The organism is Amycolatopsis camponoti, assembly GCF_902497555.1.
GTDB lineage: Bacteria > Actinomycetota > Actinomycetes > Mycobacteriales > Pseudonocardiaceae > Amycolatopsis > Amycolatopsis camponoti.
The window spans coordinates 4,368,813-4,386,272 of record NZ_CABVGP010000001.1 but is presented as its reverse complement, the minus strand read 5'-3'; the positions used below and the strand labels follow the sequence as shown (position 1 = coordinate 4,386,272).

Sequence of the window (17,460 nt, the reverse complement as noted above, 5' to 3'; positions counted from 1 at the left end):
TTTCGGGGTGGACAGCGAGATGAGCGAAGCAGGCGGAGGCAGAAGATGAGCACGCCGTATGGCGGCAACGACCCACAGCAGCCCCAGTACGGGCAGCAGCCGGGCGGCGCGTACCCCCCGAGCGGCCCGCAGGAGCAGCCGCAGTGGGGACAGCAGCCGCCTTCGAACGACCCGAACCAGCAGCAGTGGGGCCAGCCGCAGCAACCGCAGCACCCCCAGCAGTGGGGTCAGCAGCCCGGGGGGTACACGCCGCCGCAGCAGCCGCAGTGGGGTCAGCAGCCGCCGCCCTACGGCCAGCAGCCCGGTGGTGGCTACCCGCAGAGCGGTCCGCAGCAGCAGCCCCAGTACGGCCAGCAGCCGGGCGGGGCGTACCCGCAGAGCGGGCCCCAGCAGCAGCCCCAGTACGGCCAGCAGCCGCCGCAGGGCCAGTACGACTACGGCCAGCAGCAGCAGTTCCCCGGCCAGGGCGCGCCGGAGGGCGAGCAGCCTGCCAAGTCGAAGAAGGGCCTCCTGATCGGCATCGTCGTGCTGGTCGTGGTGGTGGCCGTGGTCGGCATCCTCGGGTTCGTGGCGCCCGGGTTCTTCAAGACCCAGGTCTTCAACAACACCCAGATGCAGACCGACGTCCAGAAGCTGCTCACCGAGACCTACAAGATCGACGGCGTCACCGGCGTCACCTGCCCGGCCGAGCAGAAGGTCGAGGACGGCGCGAAGTTCGAGTGCACCGCGACCATCGCGGGCAAGCCGCAGCAGATCGCGATCACGGTGAAGGGTGACGGCGGGAACTACGAGGTTTCCCCGCCCGCCACGAAGTAGCTGTGCGCACGAGGCCCGGCCGCCGCGGAATTGCGGTGGCCGGGCCTCGTCGTTTCCGGAGATGATCCGGGGATGAGCGACTTCGAGATCCGGACGCTGGACCCCGGCGAGCACCGTGCGGCGAGCAACCTCTTCCGCGCGAGCTTGCACGTGCCGCCGAGTGACGACACGGACTGGGAGCGCGCGGCCCGCGCGTTCCAGCCCGGCGGGACGATCGGCGCGTTCGACCCGGACCTGATCGGCACGGCCCGTTCGTTCGACGCCGAGCTGACGGTGCCCGGTGGGGCGCGGCGGGCGATGGCGGGTGTCACCGGGGTCGGGGTCCGCGCGGACCGGACGCGCCGGGGTGTGCTGCGGGCGTTGATGACGGCGCAGCTCGAGGACTTCGCCGGGCGCGGGGTCGTGTTCGCGAACCTGCTGGCGTCCGAGGCGCCGATCTACGGCCGGTTCGGCTACGGCCTGGCGACCCGTTACCGCACCTACAGCGTCGACCGGCACCGCGCGCGGTTGCACCCCGACGCGCCGGCGACCGGGGAGGTGCGGCTGCTGGAGCTGGACGAGGCGCTGGAGGTGCTCCCGGGCGTCTACGAGGGCCTGGCGCGCCGTCCCGGGGCGATGTCCCGGCCGGAGGTGCTGTGGCGGTTGTACGAGGGGCAGGCCCGGCGCAGCCCCCAGCCGGTCAAGGCGGTCGTGCACCACGGGCCGGACGGGCCCGACGGCTTCGCCACCTTCTACGTCGACGGCCTGCAGGTGCACCCGTGGACGAAGAGCCTGCGCCTGGTGGACTTCTTCCCGGGTACGCCGGCCGCGTTCGCCGGGCTGTGGCGGTTCCTGCTCGGGGTCGACCTGGTCGACACGGTCGTCGCCGAGGCGCGGCCGCTGGACGAGCCGATCGAGCTGATCCTCGCCGACCACCGCCGGGCCGCGGTCGACCGGATCGGCGACGAGCACTGGATCCGCCTCGTCGACGTCCCGGAGGCGCTGGCGGCGCGGGAGTACGGGAGCGCCGCGCCGGTCGTCGTCGAGGTCGAAGACCCGGTGCTGCCGGCCAACAGCGGTACCTACCGGATCAGCGCGGACGGTGCCGGGCGCACTGACGAGCCCGCGGCGCTGCGCCTCGACGTCACGACACTGGCGATGGCCTACTTCGGCACGTGGCGGCCGTCCGCGCTGGCCGGTGCGGGACGGATCGAGGTTCGTGATCCGGTCGCACTGGCGAACGCCGACGTGCTCTTCGCGACCCGGGTGGCGTCGTGGAGCGGCACGCACTACTGAGCCGACGGAAATCGGGATGCCGGGAACCGGGACGGACGGCAGGATCGGCGGCATGACCGACTTCGACGTCCGCCCGGTGACCGAGGACGAGCGCCGCGGCACGCTCGACCTGCTGGGCCGCTCGCTGCACACCAACCGGATCAGCGACGAGTCCTGGGCGCGGTACGGGGATTCGTGGCCTGCGGCGCACAAGTTCGGCGCCTTCGACGGCACCACCCCGATCGGGATCGCCAGCTCTTTCGACACCGACATCGCGGTACCCGGCGGCGCCGTCCTGCCGCTCGGTGCGGTCGACGGCATCGGGGTCCGCGCCGACCGCACCCGCCGCGGGGTGCTCACCGCGATGATGGCGGTGCAGCTGGAGGACTTCGTCGCGCGCGGAATCCCGCTGGCCGCCCTGCACGCCAGCGAGCCCACCATCTACGGCCGGTTCGGCTACGGTTCGGCCGCGCTCGGCAAGACCGTGTGGCTGCCCAGGCCCGCGGCCCGGCTCCACGACCGCGTGCCGGCGGCGGGTGACGTCCGGATGCTCACGCCGCAGGAAGCGCTGGCGGAGATTCCCGGGCTGTACCGGCGGATCGGGCTGCACCGGGCCGGGATGATCGGCCGGCCCGCCGAGTGGTGGCCGATCGCGCACGACCGCCTCGCCGGCCCGACGGGCAGCCACGTCGTCGCCGTCCACAGTGGACCCGACGGTGACGACGGCTTCGTCGTGTACGACACGGTGGACCGCCGCACCCTGGAGTCGCCCGACGAAGGGGCCGTGCTGAAGGTCCGGGAGCTGCACGCGGCGGACCCGGTGGCGCGCGCCGCGCTGTGGCGGTTCTTGCTGTCGATCGACCTCGTCTCCGGGGTGCGGGCCCGCTACCGCCCGGTCGACGAGCCGCTCGCCGCGATGCTGGCCGACCACCGGCACGCGCGTACCGCCGACGTCGAGGACGACCTGTGGCTGCGGCCGGTCGACGTCGCCGCGGCACTGGCGGCCCGCGCGTACCGGGCGGCCGACCCGGTGGTGCTGGCGGTGACCGACCGGCAGCTGCCCGCCAACACCGGGCACTACGAAGTCACTCCCGACGGCACCCACCGCACGGATGCCGCGGCGGACCTGGCCCTCGACGCCGACACCCTCGGCATGCTCTACCTCGGGCAGTGGAGCGCGACCGCGCTCGCGGAGGCGGGCCGGATCGAGGTCCGGACCCCGGGCGCGGCCGCCCGCGCCGACGAGCTGTTCACGACGGTCACCGCACCGTGGTGCGGCACGCACTTCTAGCCGGGGTCAGGCGCCGGGCAGGGCCTTGAGCAGCCGCTCGACGGAGTTGCCGAGGTTCCACCGCTCGGCCAGCTCGGCCACGCGGTCCGGGTCGGCGGGCGTCGCGGGCACGATGTCGGGGCGGGACTGCTCGACCGGCGCGTCGACGGCGACCCGGACCACGGTCGGCGCGACGGCCAGGTATTCGGCGGCGTCGGCGAGGCGCAGTCGGGTCTTGAGCGGGACGCGGGGATCGCTCGCGGCCGACGCTTCCAGGAGCGCGGCGAGACTCCCGAACTGCGTGATCAGCTTCGCGGCGGTCTTCTCGCCGATGCCGGCGACGCCGGGCAGCCCGTCGGACGGGTCGCCGCGCATCATGGACATGTCCGCGTACGCCGGCCCGGCGGTCTCGCGGGGGAGGCTGTAGCGCTCGGCGATCTCGGCCGGGCCGAGCACCTCGGCCTTGGCCCAGCCCTTGCCGACGTAGATCACCGACGTCGGCGTCGGCTCGGTGCGCACCAGCTGGAACAGGTCGCGGTCGCCGGTGATGACCTCGACCGGGTCCTTCTTCTCGCGGGTGGCCAGTGCGCCGATGACGTCGTCGGCCTCGTAGCCCGCCGCCTCCGCGGTGGCGAACCCGAACGCTTCCAGGAGGTCGAGGATGATCGGGACCTGCGGGGTGAGCGTGTCGGGCACCTCTTCGACGTCGGGGCTCGCGCCGCCGGTCTCCTCGGCCACCCGGTGCGCCTTGTAGCTGGGCAGCAGGTCGGTGCGGAACTTCGGCCGCCAGTCGGCGTCGAGGCAGCACACCAGCCGGGCCGGGTGCCGGTCGGTGAGGATCCGCGCGATCGTGTCGGCGAACCCGCGCACGGCGTTGACCTGCGTCCCGTCGGCGGCCTTCATCGAGTCGGGCAGGGCGTAGAACGAACGGAAGTACAGGCTCGCGGAGTCGAGCAGGGCAAGGGGTCCGGTCACCCGCACAGCCTGCCACGCCCGGCGGGTGCCGAGGGCAAGCCACGCGCACGCGGGCCCGAGGGGAGTGCGCGCCGGGGGAGTCGCCGGGCCGTGGGGGAGCGGCGGAGCCGTGTCACCCGGACCGGCATGTCGTGGCACCGGGCGCTCCGGCCACCCGGGCCGCCCCACTAGGCTCGCCTTCATGTCGCGCCGTTCCCTCCACACGCCCGCCCCCGACGCCGCCGCCCTCCGGGCCCGCCTGGACCGCGCCCGCTCCGCCGCGGCCGCCGCGGACACCGACGCCCTGCTGATCGCGCCCGGCTCCGACCTGCGCTACCTCATCGGCCAGGCCGGCGGCTCGTTCGAGCGCCTCACGACCCTCGTCGTCCCGGCGGACGGCGCGCCCGCGCTGGTCGTGCCGAAGCTGGAGGCGCCCGGCTACGCCGACGTCCCGACCGAGGAGCTCGGTGTCGAGCTGCTCACCTGGGTCGACGGCGACGACCCGTACGCGCTCGTCGCGGACCGGCTCGGGAAGCCCGGCCGCGTCGCGGTCAGCGACTTCACCCCGGCGCTGCACGTCCTGGCGCTGCGGGCCGCGCTGGGCGAGGCCGAGCAGACCCTCGCCGGGCCGGTGGTGCGGGAGCTGCGGATGCGCAAGGACGCCGCGGAGATCGCGTCGCTGCGGGACGCCGGCGCGGCCATCGACCGCGTGCACGCCCGGGTCCACGAGTGGCTGCGGCCCGGCCGCACCGAGGCGGAGGTCGGCGCCGACATCGCCGCGGCCATCGTGGAGGAGGGCCACCTCCAGGCCGACTTCGTGATCGTCGGGTCCGGTCCGAACGGCGCGAGCCCGCACCACGACGTCTCCGAGCGCGTCATCGAGAAGGGTGACGTCGTGGTCGTCGACATCGGCGGGCCGCTGCCGGCCGGCTACAACTCCGACTCGACCCGCACCTACGCGGTGGGGGAGCCGCGCGACGCCGACGTGGCCGAGACCTACGCCGTACTGCAGCGTGCCCAGGCCGCGGCGGTGGCCGCGGTGAAGCCGGGTGTCACGGCCGAAGCCGTCGACGCCGCGGCCCGCGACGTCATCGCCGAGGCCGGGTTCGGCGAGTACTTCATCCACCGCACCGGGCACGGCATCGGCCTGGACGTGCACGAGGAGCCCTACATCATCGCCGGGAACGCCCTGCCGCTCGAGCCGGGCATGGCCTTCAGCGTCGAACCGGGTATCTACCAGCCGGGCCGGTGGGGCGCCCGCATCGAGGACATCGTGATCGTCACCGCCGACGGTGTCGAGTCCGTCAACAACCGGCCGCACGAGCTCGTCGTGCTGGACGCATGACGCCTGCCGGCCTGGAGCCGCTGGACCAGGCGATCGTCCAGGAGCTCGCGGCCGACGGGCGCCGCAGCTTCACCGACCTCGCGGAGCGGGTCGGGCTGTCGGTGTCGGCGGTGCACCAGCGGGTGCGCCGCCTCGAGCAGCGCGGCGTCATCCTCGGGTACACCGCGCGGCTCGACGGCGAGCAGATCGGCCTGCCGCTGACGGCACTGATCTCGCTGACGCCCAACGACCCGGGCGCCCCGGACGACTACCCCCAGCGGATCCAGCACATCAAGGAGATCGAGTCGTGCTACTCGGTCGCCGGCGACGAGTCCTACATCCTGCTGGTGCGCGTCCAGTCGCCGCTGGCGCTGGAGGACCTGCTGCGCCGGATCCGCGAGGCCGCGAAGGTGTCGACGCGGACCACGGTGGTGCTCTCTACGCCGTTCGAGGGACGTTCGCCGACGTTCTGACGCCAGTGCCCCGCCCGGCGACCGGGGCACTGGTACGGTAAAAGGTATGGCAACACGTAAGGTCACTCTTTCGCTGGACAGCGGCGCCCTGGAGTTCGCCGAACGCGCCGCGAAAGCACACGGGATCTCGGTCTCCTCCTGGCTGTCCAAGGCAGCCCGGCGCGAGGCGGTACGCACGGGATACACCCCGCAAAAGCCGGAACCGGCCTACGCGGAGTCGGACGAGGCCGAGCGCACCGCGGCGGAAAAGGATCTGCGTGCGCAGGGGTGAAGTCTGGACGTACCACCCCCCGACCGAACCGGCCCGGCAGCGCACCGTCGTACTGCTGTCCTCGGACGGGGTGAACGAGTCCGAGCGCCCCTGGCTGCTCGGCACCGAACTCCTGGAACGCGACCCCCAAGACATCCTCGGCGTGGCCATCGACGCCCGCTACTGGGTGTCCACGCTCAACCTGACCCGCCTCTACCGGCCGTGGTTCGACGAGCGCATCGCCGAGATCGACTTCGACGTCCAGGAACGCATCGACATCGCCCTGCGAGCCGCCCTCGATCTTTAACTGTATAACGCCCTATACCGCTGGCCGGGCTTGAAAAACCGTAGCCCGGGGCACGCACGTCACCCCTCAAAGCAGCTAAAGAACGACGGGGTCAGCGCGCCACGACCTCCGGGGCCGCGTGCAGCTTCCCGTCGGCGCCCGCGAGGCAGGACGCGTTGCCGTCGCGGGCCGCGATGAACTCCGTGAGGCAGTTCGCGATCGCCGTGTGGCCGGCCGCGTTGGGGTGGAACGACTCCTGGAGCGCGTGACCCGCGCGTTCGGCTTGGCCGAGGTCCGCCAGCTGGAGCGTCAGCCGCGTGAACCACTCGGTCGCCGGGTTGGCGCCGCCGCTGCACGCCTCGTGCTTCGCGCCGGCCTTCGCCAGGTCCAGGAACCGCGCGCCGGTCTGCTGGGCGGCGGCTTTGAGTCCGGCGGAGAGCACGCCGATCCCGGTCTGGGAGATCCACCGCAGGTCTTCGACGCGGAAGGGGCAGCCGTTGAGGCTGCGCAGGTCCTCGGGCAGGTCGGGTCCGATGGGGGCGGCGTAGGACTGCAGGATCAGCTGGTAGTCGGCCGGGACGTAGCCGGCGGCCGCCAGTACCTTCTTCACGTCGGAGACGGCGGTGGCGACCTTGGGCACCATGGCGTCCACTTTGGACTGCCAGCTCTGCTTGAGTGCGGTGCTGCACGGTGGGGCGTCGGCGTTGAACCACGCTTTGAAGCAGTCGGTGACCTGGTTGGAGAACTTCGGTTCGTCGTTCGCGCCGACGGCGATCACGACGGCGGCGACGCGGTGGTCCTTGACCAGTGCGGCGAGCTGCTGGGCCTGTGAGGGTTCGGTCCACTGCTTGACGTCGCCGAGGGCGACCTGTTCCGCGGGTGCGCCGGAGCAAGCGAGGTTGACGCGGGCGGTGATGCCCGGGACGTCGATCTTGTCGACGAAGGCGTTGGGGGAGCGGTGGCACCAGTTGCCGCCCTGGCCGTTGGTGGTGGCGGTGTACTGGCCGGCGCCTTCGCCGGAGACGGTGCTGTCGCCCATGGCGACGATGGTGAGGGGTCCGGTGCCGGGTGGGCCCTGGCGTGGTTGTGGTTGCCCGTTCTTGCTTTCGGAGCCGAAGAAGACGAAGAAGCCGGCCAGCAGGGCCACGCACGCGAGGACCAAGGCTCCCCAGTACCACCGAAGACGTCGCATCGTCGTCGATTCTACGGATCAGGGGTGGGAGGGGTGTGCGTCGGCGGTCACGCGGAGCGGGCGACGTCGTGGGGGATGAGTTCGACGGGGAGCTCGCGGACGCCGAAGATCATCGGTGAGGGGTAGCCGACCTGGACGCCGTCGCGGACGCGGATGTCGGCGAAGCGGTCGAGGAGCTGCTCGAAGACGATGCGTCCTTCGAGGCGGGCGAGGGGTGCGCCGAGGCAGAAGTGGACGCCGCCGCCGAAGGCGAGGTTGGTTTCCTTGCGGGGGCGGGGGTCGAACTCGGTGGGCCGGGTGTGGTGGCGCGGGTCGCGGTTGGCGCCGAGGACCCAGGGGGTGACCATCGACTTGGCGGGGATGGTGACGCCGCCGAGGTCGACGTCGGTGGTGCTGATCCGGAGCAGGCGCATGATCGGGGGCCGGTGGCGGGTGACCTCGTCGAGGAGGCTGGGTACCAGGCCGGGGTCGCGGCGGACCGCGGCGGCGGCGTCGGGGAATTCGTGCAGGGAGAGCACGGTGTTGCCGAGCATCATGGTGGTGGTGATGTGGCCGGCGGCGAGCAGCAGGGACGCGAAGTTGAGGACTTCGTGGTCGGCGAGGCGTTCGCCGTCGACTTCGGCGTGGGCGAGGGCGCTGAAGAGGTCGTCTTCGGGGGCGCGGCGGCGTTGGGCGAGCAGGGCGGCGAGGTAGGTCTCCATGACCTCGGTGAGTGAGGTGCCGTCTTCCTGGGGGCCGCCGCCGGAGAGCAGGGCGTCGGCCCAGCCTCGGTAGAGGGTGCGGTCTTCGGGTGGGATGCCGATGAGGTCGCCGATGACGACGACGGGGAGTGCGTAGGCGAGGTCCCGGATGAGGTCGGGGTCGTCGCGGCGCGCCATTTCGGTGATGAGGGTGTCGGTGGCGCTCACGATCCGCGGTTCGAGGTCGGCGACGACTTTCGGGGTGAAGGCTTTGCTGACGAGTTTCCGGAGCCGGTGGTGGACCGGCGGGTCGACGGCCGCCATATTGCCGCGGACGGCTTCGGCGGTGTCGGGGAGCAGCAGTCCCGGGTCGGAGGAGAATGTCTGGTGATCGGTGAAGATGCGTTTTACGTCGGCGTGCCGGAATACGTGCCAGGTGTCGTCGTCATCGGCGATGACGGGGTGGTTCTCGCGCATCTCGTCGATCCACGTGAAGAGCGCGGATCCGCCGTCTTCCAGGGACGGTGGGTGGACTTGGGGCGTGCTCATCCCGCGGCTCCTTTGCTGAACCGATTTCCCCGGAACGAAGAAATTCATTCGTTGACATCGGACACGTTATTGGCGTTGCCGGTGGGGCGTCAACAAGAAAAGGTGATCGTTTTCGTCAACCAAATGGGCTTGTCGATCAACTTTGGGTGTCAACGGGACGATTCATCCTGCTTCGGTCAGATCGGTGGTCGTGGCGAGTTCGGCGGCGACGTCGGCGATCACGGGGACGGCGGGGTTGTCGTTGCCGGGTAGCCATACGAGTTCGGTCCGGGCGAGGTCGTCGTCCAGGGGTACGAACTCGACGCCGCTGCGGCGGAGGCTGTGGGACGAGCGGGTCAGCCGGGTGATGCCGACGCCGGCGGCGACGAGGCCGAGGAGGCCTTGCACGGTGGCGGCGCGCTGGACGACCTGCGGGGTGAAGCCGGCGGCGGCGAAGTCGGCGTCGTAGCTGCGGTGCCAGGGTTCCCAGGTGCTGCGCGGGGTGAGGACCCACGGTTCGCCGGCCAGGTCCGCGAGGTTCAGCGATGGGCGGGTGGCGAGGGGGTGGCCGGTGGGGAGGACGGCGCAGACTTCCTCGGTCAGGAGTGTCCGTGACGTGAGGCCGGGTACGAGTGGGGGCCGGGTGAAGGCGAGGTCGAAGCGGTGTTCGCGGAGGCCGTCGACGAGTTCGGCGATGGACGCTTCGGCGGTGGTCACGGTGAGGTCGGGGTATCGCTCGCGGACGGCGCGGACCACGGGGGGTAGCAGGTAGTTGGCCGTGGTGGTGAGGAAGGCGAGCCGCACGGTGCCGATTTCGCCGCGGACGGCTCGCCCGAGCGTCGCGACGGCTTCGTCGGCGCGGGCCAGGACGGCGCGTGCTTCGGGCAGGAAGAGCTTTCCGACGGCGGTGAGGCGGGTTCCGCGGGCGTCGCGGTCGAACAGCCGCGTGCCGAGGCCGCGTTCGAGCACGGTGATCTGCTGGGAGAGGGACTGCTGGGCGATGTGCAGGCCGGCGGCGGCGCGGGTGAAGCTGGTTTCGTCGGCGACGGCGACGAAGTAGCGAAGCTGGCGCAGCTCGGGGGTCACAGGCTTGGACTGTAGCCCCGGCAGGAGATCGGTGTTGGCGGCGCGGTGGTGGTCGTCCCCAGGATGGCGGGGAGGAAAGCCACTGGGAGGAACGCGAAGATGACGAACACCGATGGCCGTGTCTGGGTGATCACCGGGTGCTCGGCCGGGTTCGGGCGGGAGATAGCGCTGGCCGCGTTGGCCGCGGGTGACCGGGTGCTGGCGACCGCGCGGCGGCCGGAAACCCTGTCCGAGTTGCGGGATCGTGGCGGGGACCGGGTCCGGACCGCGGCGCTGGACGTCACCGATGCCGGTCAGGTCGCCGCGGCGGTGAAGACGGCGCTGGAGGAGTTCGGCCGGATCGACGTCGTGGTGAACAACGCGGGCCATGGTTCGGTCGGGGCGGTCGAGGAGCTGACGCTGGAGGAGCTGCGGGCGCTGATGGAGGTGATGTTCTTCGGGGCGGTGGCGGTGACGAAGGCGGTGCTGCCGCACTTGCGGGCGCAGGGCAGCGGGACGCTCGTGCAGATGAGTTCGATGGGTGGGCAGCTGTCGATGCCCGGCTTCGGCGCTTACAGCTCCGCGAAGTACGCGCTGGAGGGCTTGTCCGAGGCTCTGGCGGAAGAGGTGAAGCCGTTCGGGGTGCAGGTGCTGATCGTGGAGCCGGGTGCGTTCCGCACGGAGTTCGGCGGCGGCCGGATGCACCGTTCCCGCCCGATCGACGCCTACGCGGTGTCGACGTCGGGTACGCGGGAGGCGGTGGAGTCGATGGACGGGACCCAGCCGGGCGACCCGGCGAAGGCGGCCGCGGCGATCGTGCGGGCGGTCGGCCGCGACGACGCTCCGCTGCACCTGGCGCTGGGCGCGGACGCGGTGGACGCGATCCGGGCCCAGCACGAGGCACTCGCGGCGGAGCTGGCGTCCTGGGAGGAGGTCAGCCGGGCGACCGCGCTGGATTAGGCGGGGTCCTGCAGCACGCCGAGGACGTTGCCGTCGGCGTCGGTGAAGGTCGCGACGAGGCGGCCGTTGCCGACGTCCTTCGGTTCGTCCTTGACCTTCGCGCCGGCGGCGGTCACTTCGGCGAGCTTGGCCTCGATGTCGGTGACGTGCCAGTAGCTGACCGGGCCGGTCATGCCCTGCTGCGCGCCGTTGGGGACGAGGCCGATGTGCTGGCCTTCGACGTCGTAGCCGACGTAGTAGGGCGCGTCGGCCTGGGGTTCGGTGCCGAGGAGGGCGGTGTAGACGGCCTTGGCGGCGGCGAGGTCGGTGACGGGGTGGAGAACGGTCTTGATCCCCTGGGTGCTCATCGCGGTGCTCCTGAAGTCGTGGTCTGCGGTACGGGAACGACGGTATTGCCGAGCCGCTGACCAGCGCTTCTCGATTCCTGATCGGTTAGTCCAGCAGGGCGGTGAGCACTCCGTCGAGCAGGCGGACGCGGCGGTCGGCGATGCGGTGGACCTCGTCGTCGTGGGTCGCGACGATCACCGCCGCTCCTTCGGAAGCGCATCGGCGCAGCAGGCGCAGGACGCGCGGTGTCGACCCCGCGTCCAGGTGGGCGGTCGGTTCGTCGGTGAGCAGCACCCGGGGTCGTCCGGCGACCGCGCGGGCCAGGGCGACGCGTTGCTGCTGTCCGAACGACACCTCGAGGGGGTAGCGGTCGCCGAGGTCGCCGATGCCGAGTTCGTCGAGGAGTCCGGTGACGCGGGACTGGATCGCCGCCGGGGCCGGGCGGGGTATGTCGGAGCGCAGCCGCAGGGGCAGGGCGATGTTCTCCGCGATCGTGAGTTCGTTGGCCAGCCCGAGTGCCTGGGGCAGGACCGCGCAGGTGTGCCAGGGCGGGGCGCCGCTGATCGGGACGCCGTCGAGCAGCACGCAGCCGGAGTCGGGGGAGTCGAACCCGCACAGCAGCGCCAGCAGGGCGCTCTTGCCGGAGCCGGAGCGGCCCGAGACGGTCACGAGCTCGCCGGCGCCGACGCGCAGTTCGAGCCCGCGCAGCACTTCGATGTCGCCGCTGGGGTGGGCGAAGCTGCGGCGCAGGCCGACGGCCTCCACGAGGGTCACGGCCGGGGCTCCCGTTCTTCGACGCCTTCGAGCGTGCCCTTGTGCAGCCGGGCCACGCGCGCGCCGAGGTCGATGAGGCGTTCGTCGTGTGAGGCGACCAGGACCGCGAAGTCCTGGTCCACGAGGTACTGCAGGGTGTCCAGCACGAGGTCGGCGGAGGCTTCGTCGAGCTGGGACGTCGGTTCGTCGGCGAGGATCACCGTGGAGCGCGCGGCGAGCACGCACCCGAACGCCAGGCGTTGCTGCTGGCCGCCCGAGAGCGCGGAGATCTTCCAGTCCCCCGTGCCGTGCAGGCCGAGCTGGCCGAGGATGTCGTCGGGGCGGCAGTCGGTGCCGGCGGCTTCGGCCGCGGCACGCAGGTTGTCGGCCACGCTCAGGTAGCCGAGCAGGTTGTCCGACGGGCTCTGGAACACCAGGCCCAGGTGGTGGCGCCGCAGGGCGCGGCGCTCGCGGTGCTTGAGCCGGCGGACGTCGGCGCCCTGGAAGGTGAGGGTGCCGCGGGCGGGCTGTTCGAACAGGCCCAGTACGCGCAGCAGGGTCGACTTCCCGGAGCCCGACGGCCCGGCGAACACGGTCATGCCGCGGGCGGGGACGTCGAAGCTGACGTCGTCGACGCCGGTGACGACGCCGGCCGGGGTCGGGTAGTCGACGCCGATGCCGCGCAGGGAGAAGATCGGTTTGTCAGGCACGGATCAGCTCCGCGGTCCGGGCGGTGCGCACCGAGCGCATCGCGATCCAGCCGGCCAAGGCGACCACGAGCACGCCGATGACCAGCACGGTGAGCACGAACGGCAGCGGGTCGGGGAGTTCGGAGCGGGGTGCGAGGAAGGTCGCCGGGTCGAACCGCGGGACCGAGAGTCCCGCGACGGAGATCCCGCACACCACGCCGACGACGATCGCGAGCCCGCTCAGGGCGCCCAGTTCCATCAGGTGACTCGCGAGCAGGGTCCGTGGCCGCATGCCCATCCGCAGGACCAGCGCGCCGGCGAGAGCGTTCTGGCGCCGCCGGACCTCGACCGCGACGAGCAACGCGAGGATCGCGACGACGCCGAGGACCGCGCCGAGCAGGGCGACGAACGAGAACGTCCACGACACGACGAAGAACGGCAGGCTGTCCAGTGCGGTTTCGCGGCTGATCCGGTTGGGGATGAACACGCCCGCGGCGCGCAACGCGGCGGTCGCGTCGGCCAGCGGTGCGCCGGTCAGGACGCTCCACTTCGGGACCCGGTCGAGCTGGCCGTGGTCGAGGGCGGTGCGGGAGACGACGTAGCCGGGCGAGGTGCCGATCATCGGGAAGACCGGGAGGTCGGCGACGGTGACGGCGTCGCGCAGGCCGTCGGGCAGCTGGGCGGTCTGCTTGGCGGTGTGGCCGACGCGGATCACCGGCGTGCCCCGGGGGTCCGGTTGCGAGATCCGGCGCAGCAGCCCGTCGAGGTCGCCGGCCGGGACGTCGTCGAGGGCGGCGCCCTTGGCGAACGTCGCGGGGTCGACGACCAGCACGACGCTGCCGGTGCCGGTGAGCTCGCCGACGACGGTGCTGTTCCCGGCGAGTGCGGCGGGCATGGCGACGGTGCCCATGCCGATCGGGCTGTCGGTGTCGAGGCGGGCGTTGCCGCCGACGAAGATCGCCGACTTCGTGTCGAGCGCGGCCTCCTGGCCGTTGGCGATGCCGATGCCGGTGGCGAGCGTGCCGATGGCGAGGGTGCCGATGATCAGGACGCCGGTCACCGGCGCGCGGGCGCCGGCCAGCCGCCGGATCGCCAGCTGCAGGGCCGGGCGCGACCAGAGCCGGGCCCGGTGGGACGCGTGCAGGGCGAGCCAGGCCAGGCGGGCGGTGAGCAGGCCGACGGTCAGCACGACGAACACCGGGTAGGTCAGGGCCAGCGGGTCGACCTGGGGTAATGGATTTCCGAGCCGGGAGCCGGTGCTGTAGTGGGCCAGGCGGGTCCAGCCGAGCCAGGCCATGCCGGCCGTCGCGAGCTCCCACGGGAAGTACCCGAGCAGCCGCACCCGGTTGCCGGCGCGGCGTACGCGGCCGAGTTCGAACTCCCGGTGGGCCCGCACGGCCACGACGAGGGCCAGCAGCGCGAGCGACACCACCAGGACCCCCGCCGCGACGATGCCGGCGCGCAGCTCGGCTTCGGGGTCGGGTGCGCCGGGTGGGCCGTAGACGCCGAGCAGCAGCCGGGCGGCGACCGCGCCGAGCGCCCCGCCGAGCAGGATCGGCAGGCCCAGTTCGGCGACGGCGAGGCCGCCGAGGGCGCCCGGGCCGCTGCCGCGGGCGGAGAGCAGCCGCAGCTGGGCGTGGCGTCGCTGGTACCACTGCAGGGCGACGGTGCCGAGGCCGGCGCAGCCGACCAGGACGCTGATCAGCGCGAGCGGCAGGATCGAGACGAACACGTTGTCCTGGGCCTGGCGGGCGATCCCCACCGAGCGTTCGAACGTCGGGACGTCGGCGGCGACCAGGTTCCCGAGCCCTTGGGCGGTGAGGTCCGCGCGGACGTCGGCGATGAGGTCGCGGGAGCGTTGCAGCAGGTCCTCGGCCGCGTTGAGGGTGGTCGGTGCCGGTTCGTAGAACGAGATGTGGAAGTACTGCATCGTCGGCAGGCCGATCGCCTTGACCGCGTCGTCGAAGGTCTTGCCGTCGGTGGCGAAGACGATCGAGTCGATGGGGTCGTTGGCGAGCCGGTCGACGACGGCGCCGGACTGCTGCGAGCACCACCAGCGCGGCGGCGGGTCGAGCAGGTCGCGGTAGATGCCGGTGACCGGCGGCAGCGCGACGCCGTGGACGCTGGGCTTGGTGCCGATGCCGATGTGCTCGGGGGCGGCGACGACGTTGCCCAGCCACAGTCCCGGCGCGCGGCTGCCTTGCTGCAGCGCCAGGTTGTCCAGACCGGCTTGGTCGCGGTAGGCGAGGCGGACCTTGTAGTTCGGGTCGCCGTTGAACTGGGTGCCGTAGAGGACGTTGGTGTACTGGCCGACGACCGGCGTGCCGAAGCCGTGCGCGCCGGCGTGGCGCTGCACCGCGCCGGTCAGTGCCGGGATGTCCCGGACGGGGATGTTGCCCTTGCCGAAGACCGGGCCGTAGCTGTCGGGGCAGGTGATCCCGGTCTGGTAGGCGACCGTGGCGCCGCCGGCGGCGGAGGCCTGCAGGACCGCGGCGGTGCCGAGGAAACAGGCGAGCAAAGAGGTCACCGCCGCGACGATCAGCGTGAGCGGGCTGGAGAGGACGGCCTTCGGTGCCGCGCGCCACGGCTTGGTCACTCTGCGCTGTCCAATCGTCCCCCAATTCACCCGCATGGACGCGCACGCTACCGGCAGATCGCCGGACTTGGCACGGTTTTGTATCCGATCGTTGCTCACACGCGGTCAACGGCCGTCGAATCGGGAATGAGCAACCGGTGCGGCCATCCGGCCGGTTTAGTGGTCTAGACCTTGACGCGTGGATTGGTCTGATCCAATCCTGGGGACGTTCTCGCCGTGTTACGCCGCGGCACGGCTTCCCGCCGGCACTGGAGCGCAGATGCGTCGTCGCAGACCTTTCTCCCGAATGTCCGTTTTACTTGCCCTGATGGGGGTTTCGGCCGGCTCGCTGGTCGCCGGCGCGGGGACCGCCCAAGCCGCGACGCCGCTGCCCGCGCACGTCTTCGCGCCGTACTTCGAAGCCTGGACCGGCGAGAGCCCCGCCGCGCTGGCCCAGCAGTCGGGCGCCAAGCACCTCACGATGGCGTTCATCCAGGCCGCCACCAAGGGTTCCTGCACCGTCTACTGGAACGGTGACACCGGGATGCCGATCGCGAACTCCACGTTCGGCTCGGACATCGCCACGATCCGTTCGCGCGGCGGCGACGTCATCCCGTCCTTCGGCGGCTACACCGCCGACAACACCGGCACCGAGATCGGCGACAGCTGCACCAACGTCGACTCGATCGCCGCCGCCTACGAGTCGGTGATCACCACCTACGACGTCCCGCGCCTCGACATGGACATCGAGGACAACTCGCTCACCAACTCGGCCGGGATCGACCGCCGCAACAAGGCCATCAAGAAGGTCCAGGACTGGGCCGCGGCGTCCGGGCGGCCGCTGCAGATCTCCTACACCCTGCCCACGACCACCCGCGGCCTCGCCGACAGCGGCCTGGCCGTGCTGCGCAACGCCGTCTCCAACGGCACCCGCGTCGACGTGGTCAACATGATGACCTTCGACTACTACGACAACGCCGCCCACCAGATGGCCACCGACACCCAGACCTCGGCCACCGGGCTCGTCTCCCAGCTCGGCGCGCTGTACCCGGGCAAGACGCAGGCGCAGCTGTGGGCGATGGTCGGGATCACCGAGATGATCGGCGTCGACGACTTCGGCCCGGCCGAGACGTTCACGACCGCCGACGCGGCCACCGTCTACAACTGGGCGGTCTCGAAGGGCATCAACGAGCTGTCGTTCTGGGCCCTGCAGCGCGACAACGGCGGCTGCCCCGGCGGTGCCGCCGCGGACAACTGCTCCGGCATCGCCCAGGACACGTGGTTCTTCAGCCACGCCTTCGCGCCCTTCACCGGCGGCACGACCGTGCCCGTCAACGACTTCTCCCTCGCCGCGAACCCGTCCTCGGCCGCCGTCGACCCGGGTGGCTCGGCCGGTGCGACCGTCAGCACCGCGGTGACATCCGGATCGGCTCAGCAGGTGACGCTCTCGGTCACCGGCGCCCCCGCCGGCGTCACGGCGTCGGTCAGTCCCGGCTCGGTGACCGCCGGCGGCAGCGCGACGCTGTCGGTGAGCACCACTTCGGCCGCGGTCCCCGGGGTCTACCCGCTGACCGTCACCGGCACGGCGGCATCGGCGAGCCACAGTGCGACGTTCACCCTCACGGTGAAGGGCACTCCGCCCGCGGGCGGGGTCGTCAACGGCGGGTTCGAGACCGGCGCGCTGAGCCCGTGGAGCGCCGCGGGTGACGCGATCGTCGCCACCCCGGCCCACTCCGGGACCCACGCGCTGCAGGTGGTGCCCACCTCCTCGGCCACCGGGGAAGCGGCGCAGAACGTCACCCTCGCCCCGAACCACGCCTACACGCTCAAGGCCTGGGTGCAGGGCAACTACGCCTACGTCGGGGTCCGGGGCGGCGCGACCGCCAGCACGTGGACCTCGAGCAGCGGCTGGACCCAGCTGTCGGTGCCGTTCACGACCGGCGCGTCGGGTGCGGTGACGGTCTACGTCCACGGCTGGTACGGCCAAAGTGCCCTCTACGCCGACGACTTCACCGTCGGCTGAACTTCCGGCTGATCCTTTCGGCGGCGGCCCGGTTGGGCAAC

Annotated in this window: 17 protein-coding genes; 9 read left to right on the top strand and 8 right to left on the bottom strand. The window is 71.9% G+C overall.

What is annotated here, in order from left to right; genetic code table 11:
- The first annotated feature begins 45 nt into the window (after positions 1 to 45).
- From AA23TX_RS20440 to AA23TX_RS20430, 3 genes are all read left to right on the top strand, one after another.
- A complete protein-coding gene (locus tag AA23TX_RS20440) occupies positions 46 to 816 on the top strand; it encodes a DUF4333 domain-containing protein (RefSeq protein ID WP_155544087.1) in 771 nt (256 codons plus the stop codon).
- 72 nt (positions 817 to 888) lie between these two features.
- Positions 889 to 2,091, top strand: coding sequence for a GNAT family N-acetyltransferase (locus AA23TX_RS20435; protein ID WP_155544086.1), 1,203 nt, complete (start codon positions 889 to 891; stop codon positions 2,089 to 2,091).
- A 52-nt stretch (positions 2,092 to 2,143) separates the two neighbouring features.
- On the top strand, positions 2,144 to 3,361 hold the full coding sequence (locus tag AA23TX_RS20430; RefSeq protein ID WP_196425393.1) for a GNAT family N-acetyltransferase: 1,218 nt from the start codon (positions 2,144 to 2,146) through the stop codon (positions 3,359 to 3,361).
- 6 nt (positions 3,362 to 3,367) lie between these two features.
- Here the strand turns inward: AA23TX_RS20430 and AA23TX_RS20425 are convergent, their stop codons facing one another.
- The gene (locus tag AA23TX_RS20425) at positions 3,368 to 4,315 is read right to left on the bottom strand and encodes a 5'-3' exonuclease (protein ID WP_155544084.1); all 948 of its coding nucleotides are present in this window, start codon (positions 4,313 to 4,315) and stop codon (positions 3,368 to 3,370) included.
- A 181-nt stretch (positions 4,316 to 4,496) separates the two neighbouring features.
- Between AA23TX_RS20425 and AA23TX_RS20420 the strand changes: the two genes are divergently transcribed.
- From AA23TX_RS20420 to AA23TX_RS20405, 4 genes are read left to right on the top strand one after another with little or no spacing between them, the layout of a single operon-like run.
- Positions 4,497 to 5,639, top strand: coding sequence for a M24 family metallopeptidase (locus AA23TX_RS20420; protein WP_155544083.1), 1,143 nt, complete (start codon positions 4,497 to 4,499; stop codon positions 5,637 to 5,639).
- Complete coding sequence (locus AA23TX_RS20415) at positions 5,636 to 6,091, top strand: Lrp/AsnC family transcriptional regulator (RefSeq protein WP_155544082.1); 456 nt, start codon at positions 5,636 to 5,638, stop codon at positions 6,089 to 6,091. The genes AA23TX_RS20420 and AA23TX_RS20415 overlap by 4 nt, the downstream gene beginning before the upstream one ends.
- A gap of 46 nt (positions 6,092 to 6,137) precedes the next feature.
- Positions 6,138 to 6,362, top strand: coding sequence for a hypothetical protein (locus tag AA23TX_RS20410; RefSeq protein ID WP_155544081.1), 225 nt, complete (start codon positions 6,138 to 6,140; stop codon positions 6,360 to 6,362).
- Positions 6,349 to 6,648, top strand: coding sequence for a hypothetical protein (locus AA23TX_RS20405; protein ID WP_155544080.1), 300 nt, complete (start codon positions 6,349 to 6,351; stop codon positions 6,646 to 6,648). Before AA23TX_RS20410 ends, AA23TX_RS20405 begins: the two co-directional genes overlap by 14 nt.
- Before the next feature lie 91 nt (positions 6,649 to 6,739).
- Here the strand turns inward: AA23TX_RS20405 and AA23TX_RS20400 are convergent, their stop codons facing one another.
- From AA23TX_RS20400 to AA23TX_RS20390, 3 genes are all read right to left on the bottom strand, one after another.
- Entirely contained in the window at positions 6,740 to 7,819 is a 1,080-nt protein-coding gene (locus AA23TX_RS20400; RefSeq protein WP_196425392.1) for a GDSL-type esterase/lipase family protein, read from the bottom strand.
- 47 nt (positions 7,820 to 7,866) lie between these two features.
- Positions 7,867 to 9,048 (bottom strand): cytochrome P450, encoded by a 1,182-nt coding sequence (locus tag AA23TX_RS20395; protein WP_196425391.1) that lies wholly within the window; start codon positions 9,046 to 9,048, stop codon positions 7,867 to 7,869.
- Between the two features lie 162 nt (positions 9,049 to 9,210).
- Positions 9,211 to 10,113, bottom strand: coding sequence for a LysR family transcriptional regulator (locus AA23TX_RS20390; RefSeq protein WP_155544078.1), 903 nt, complete (start codon positions 10,111 to 10,113; stop codon positions 9,211 to 9,213).
- A 99-nt stretch (positions 10,114 to 10,212) separates the two neighbouring features.
- Between AA23TX_RS20390 and AA23TX_RS20385 the strand changes: the two genes are divergently transcribed.
- Positions 10,213 to 11,052 carry an oxidoreductase gene (locus AA23TX_RS20385; RefSeq protein ID WP_155544077.1) on the top strand — a complete coding sequence of 280 codons (840 nt, stop codon included), beginning with the start codon at positions 10,213 to 10,215 and terminating at the stop codon, positions 11,050 to 11,052.
- Here AA23TX_RS20385 and AA23TX_RS20380 read toward each other — a convergent pair.
- From AA23TX_RS20380 to AA23TX_RS20365, 4 genes are all read right to left on the bottom strand, one after another.
- Entirely contained in the window at positions 11,049 to 11,399 is a 351-nt protein-coding gene (locus tag AA23TX_RS20380) for a VOC family protein (RefSeq protein WP_155544076.1), read from the bottom strand. The two genes, AA23TX_RS20385 and AA23TX_RS20380, sit on opposite strands and share 4 nt — an antisense overlap.
- 85 nt (positions 11,400 to 11,484) lie before the next feature.
- Complete coding sequence (locus tag AA23TX_RS20375; RefSeq protein WP_155544075.1) at positions 11,485 to 12,153, bottom strand: ABC transporter ATP-binding protein; 669 nt, start codon at positions 12,151 to 12,153, stop codon at positions 11,485 to 11,487.
- Positions 12,150 to 12,842 carry an ABC transporter ATP-binding protein gene (locus tag AA23TX_RS20370; protein ID WP_155544074.1) on the bottom strand — a complete coding sequence of 231 codons (693 nt, stop codon included), beginning with the start codon at positions 12,840 to 12,842 and terminating at the stop codon, positions 12,150 to 12,152. The genes AA23TX_RS20375 and AA23TX_RS20370 overlap by 4 nt, the downstream gene beginning before the upstream one ends.
- Positions 12,835 to 15,417: an FtsX-like permease family protein gene (locus tag AA23TX_RS20365; RefSeq protein ID WP_155544073.1), complete on the bottom strand. Its 2,583-nt coding sequence runs from the start codon at positions 15,415 to 15,417 to the stop codon at positions 12,835 to 12,837. Before AA23TX_RS20365 ends, AA23TX_RS20370 begins: the two co-directional genes overlap by 8 nt.
- Positions 15,418 to 15,724: 307 nt before the next feature.
- On the opposite strand from AA23TX_RS20365, the gene AA23TX_RS20360 reads away from it, so the two are divergent.
- Positions 15,725 to 17,419, top strand: a complete 1,695-nt coding sequence (locus AA23TX_RS20360; protein WP_230862586.1) for a glycosyl hydrolase family 18 protein — start codon at positions 15,725 to 15,727, stop codon at positions 17,417 to 17,419.
- The last annotated feature ends 41 nt before the right edge of the window (positions 17,420 to 17,460 follow it).

Coding starts and splice junctions, on each gene's coding strand:
- AA23TX_RS20440 (WP_155544087.1), top strand. CDS start 46: ATGAGCACGCCGTATGGCGGCAACGACCCACAGCAGCCCCAGTACGGG.
- AA23TX_RS20385 (WP_155544077.1), top strand. CDS start 10,213: ATGACGAACACCGATGGCCGTGTCTGGGTGATCACCGGGTGCTCGGCC.
- AA23TX_RS20400 (WP_196425392.1), bottom strand. CDS start 7,819: ATGCGACGTCTTCGGTGGTACTGGGGAGCCTTGGTCCTCGCGTGCGTG.
- AA23TX_RS20420 (WP_155544083.1), top strand. CDS start 4,497: ATGTCGCGCCGTTCCCTCCACACGCCCGCCCCCGACGCCGCCGCCCTC.
- AA23TX_RS20415 (WP_155544082.1), top strand. CDS start 5,636: ATGACGCCTGCCGGCCTGGAGCCGCTGGACCAGGCGATCGTCCAGGAG.
- AA23TX_RS20430 (WP_196425393.1), top strand. CDS start 2,144: ATGACCGACTTCGACGTCCGCCCGGTGACCGAGGACGAGCGCCGCGGC.
- AA23TX_RS20435 (WP_155544086.1), top strand. CDS start 889: ATGAGCGACTTCGAGATCCGGACGCTGGACCCCGGCGAGCACCGTGCG.
- AA23TX_RS20395 (WP_196425391.1), bottom strand. CDS start 9,048: ATGAGCACGCCCCAAGTCCACCCACCGTCCCTGGAAGACGGCGGATCC.
- AA23TX_RS20410 (WP_155544081.1), top strand. CDS start 6,138: ATGGCAACACGTAAGGTCACTCTTTCGCTGGACAGCGGCGCCCTGGAG.
- AA23TX_RS20360 (WP_230862586.1), top strand. CDS start 15,725: ATGGGGGTTTCGGCCGGCTCGCTGGTCGCCGGCGCGGGGACCGCCCAA.
- AA23TX_RS20380 (WP_155544076.1), bottom strand. CDS start 11,399: ATGAGCACCCAGGGGATCAAGACCGTTCTCCACCCCGTCACCGACCTC.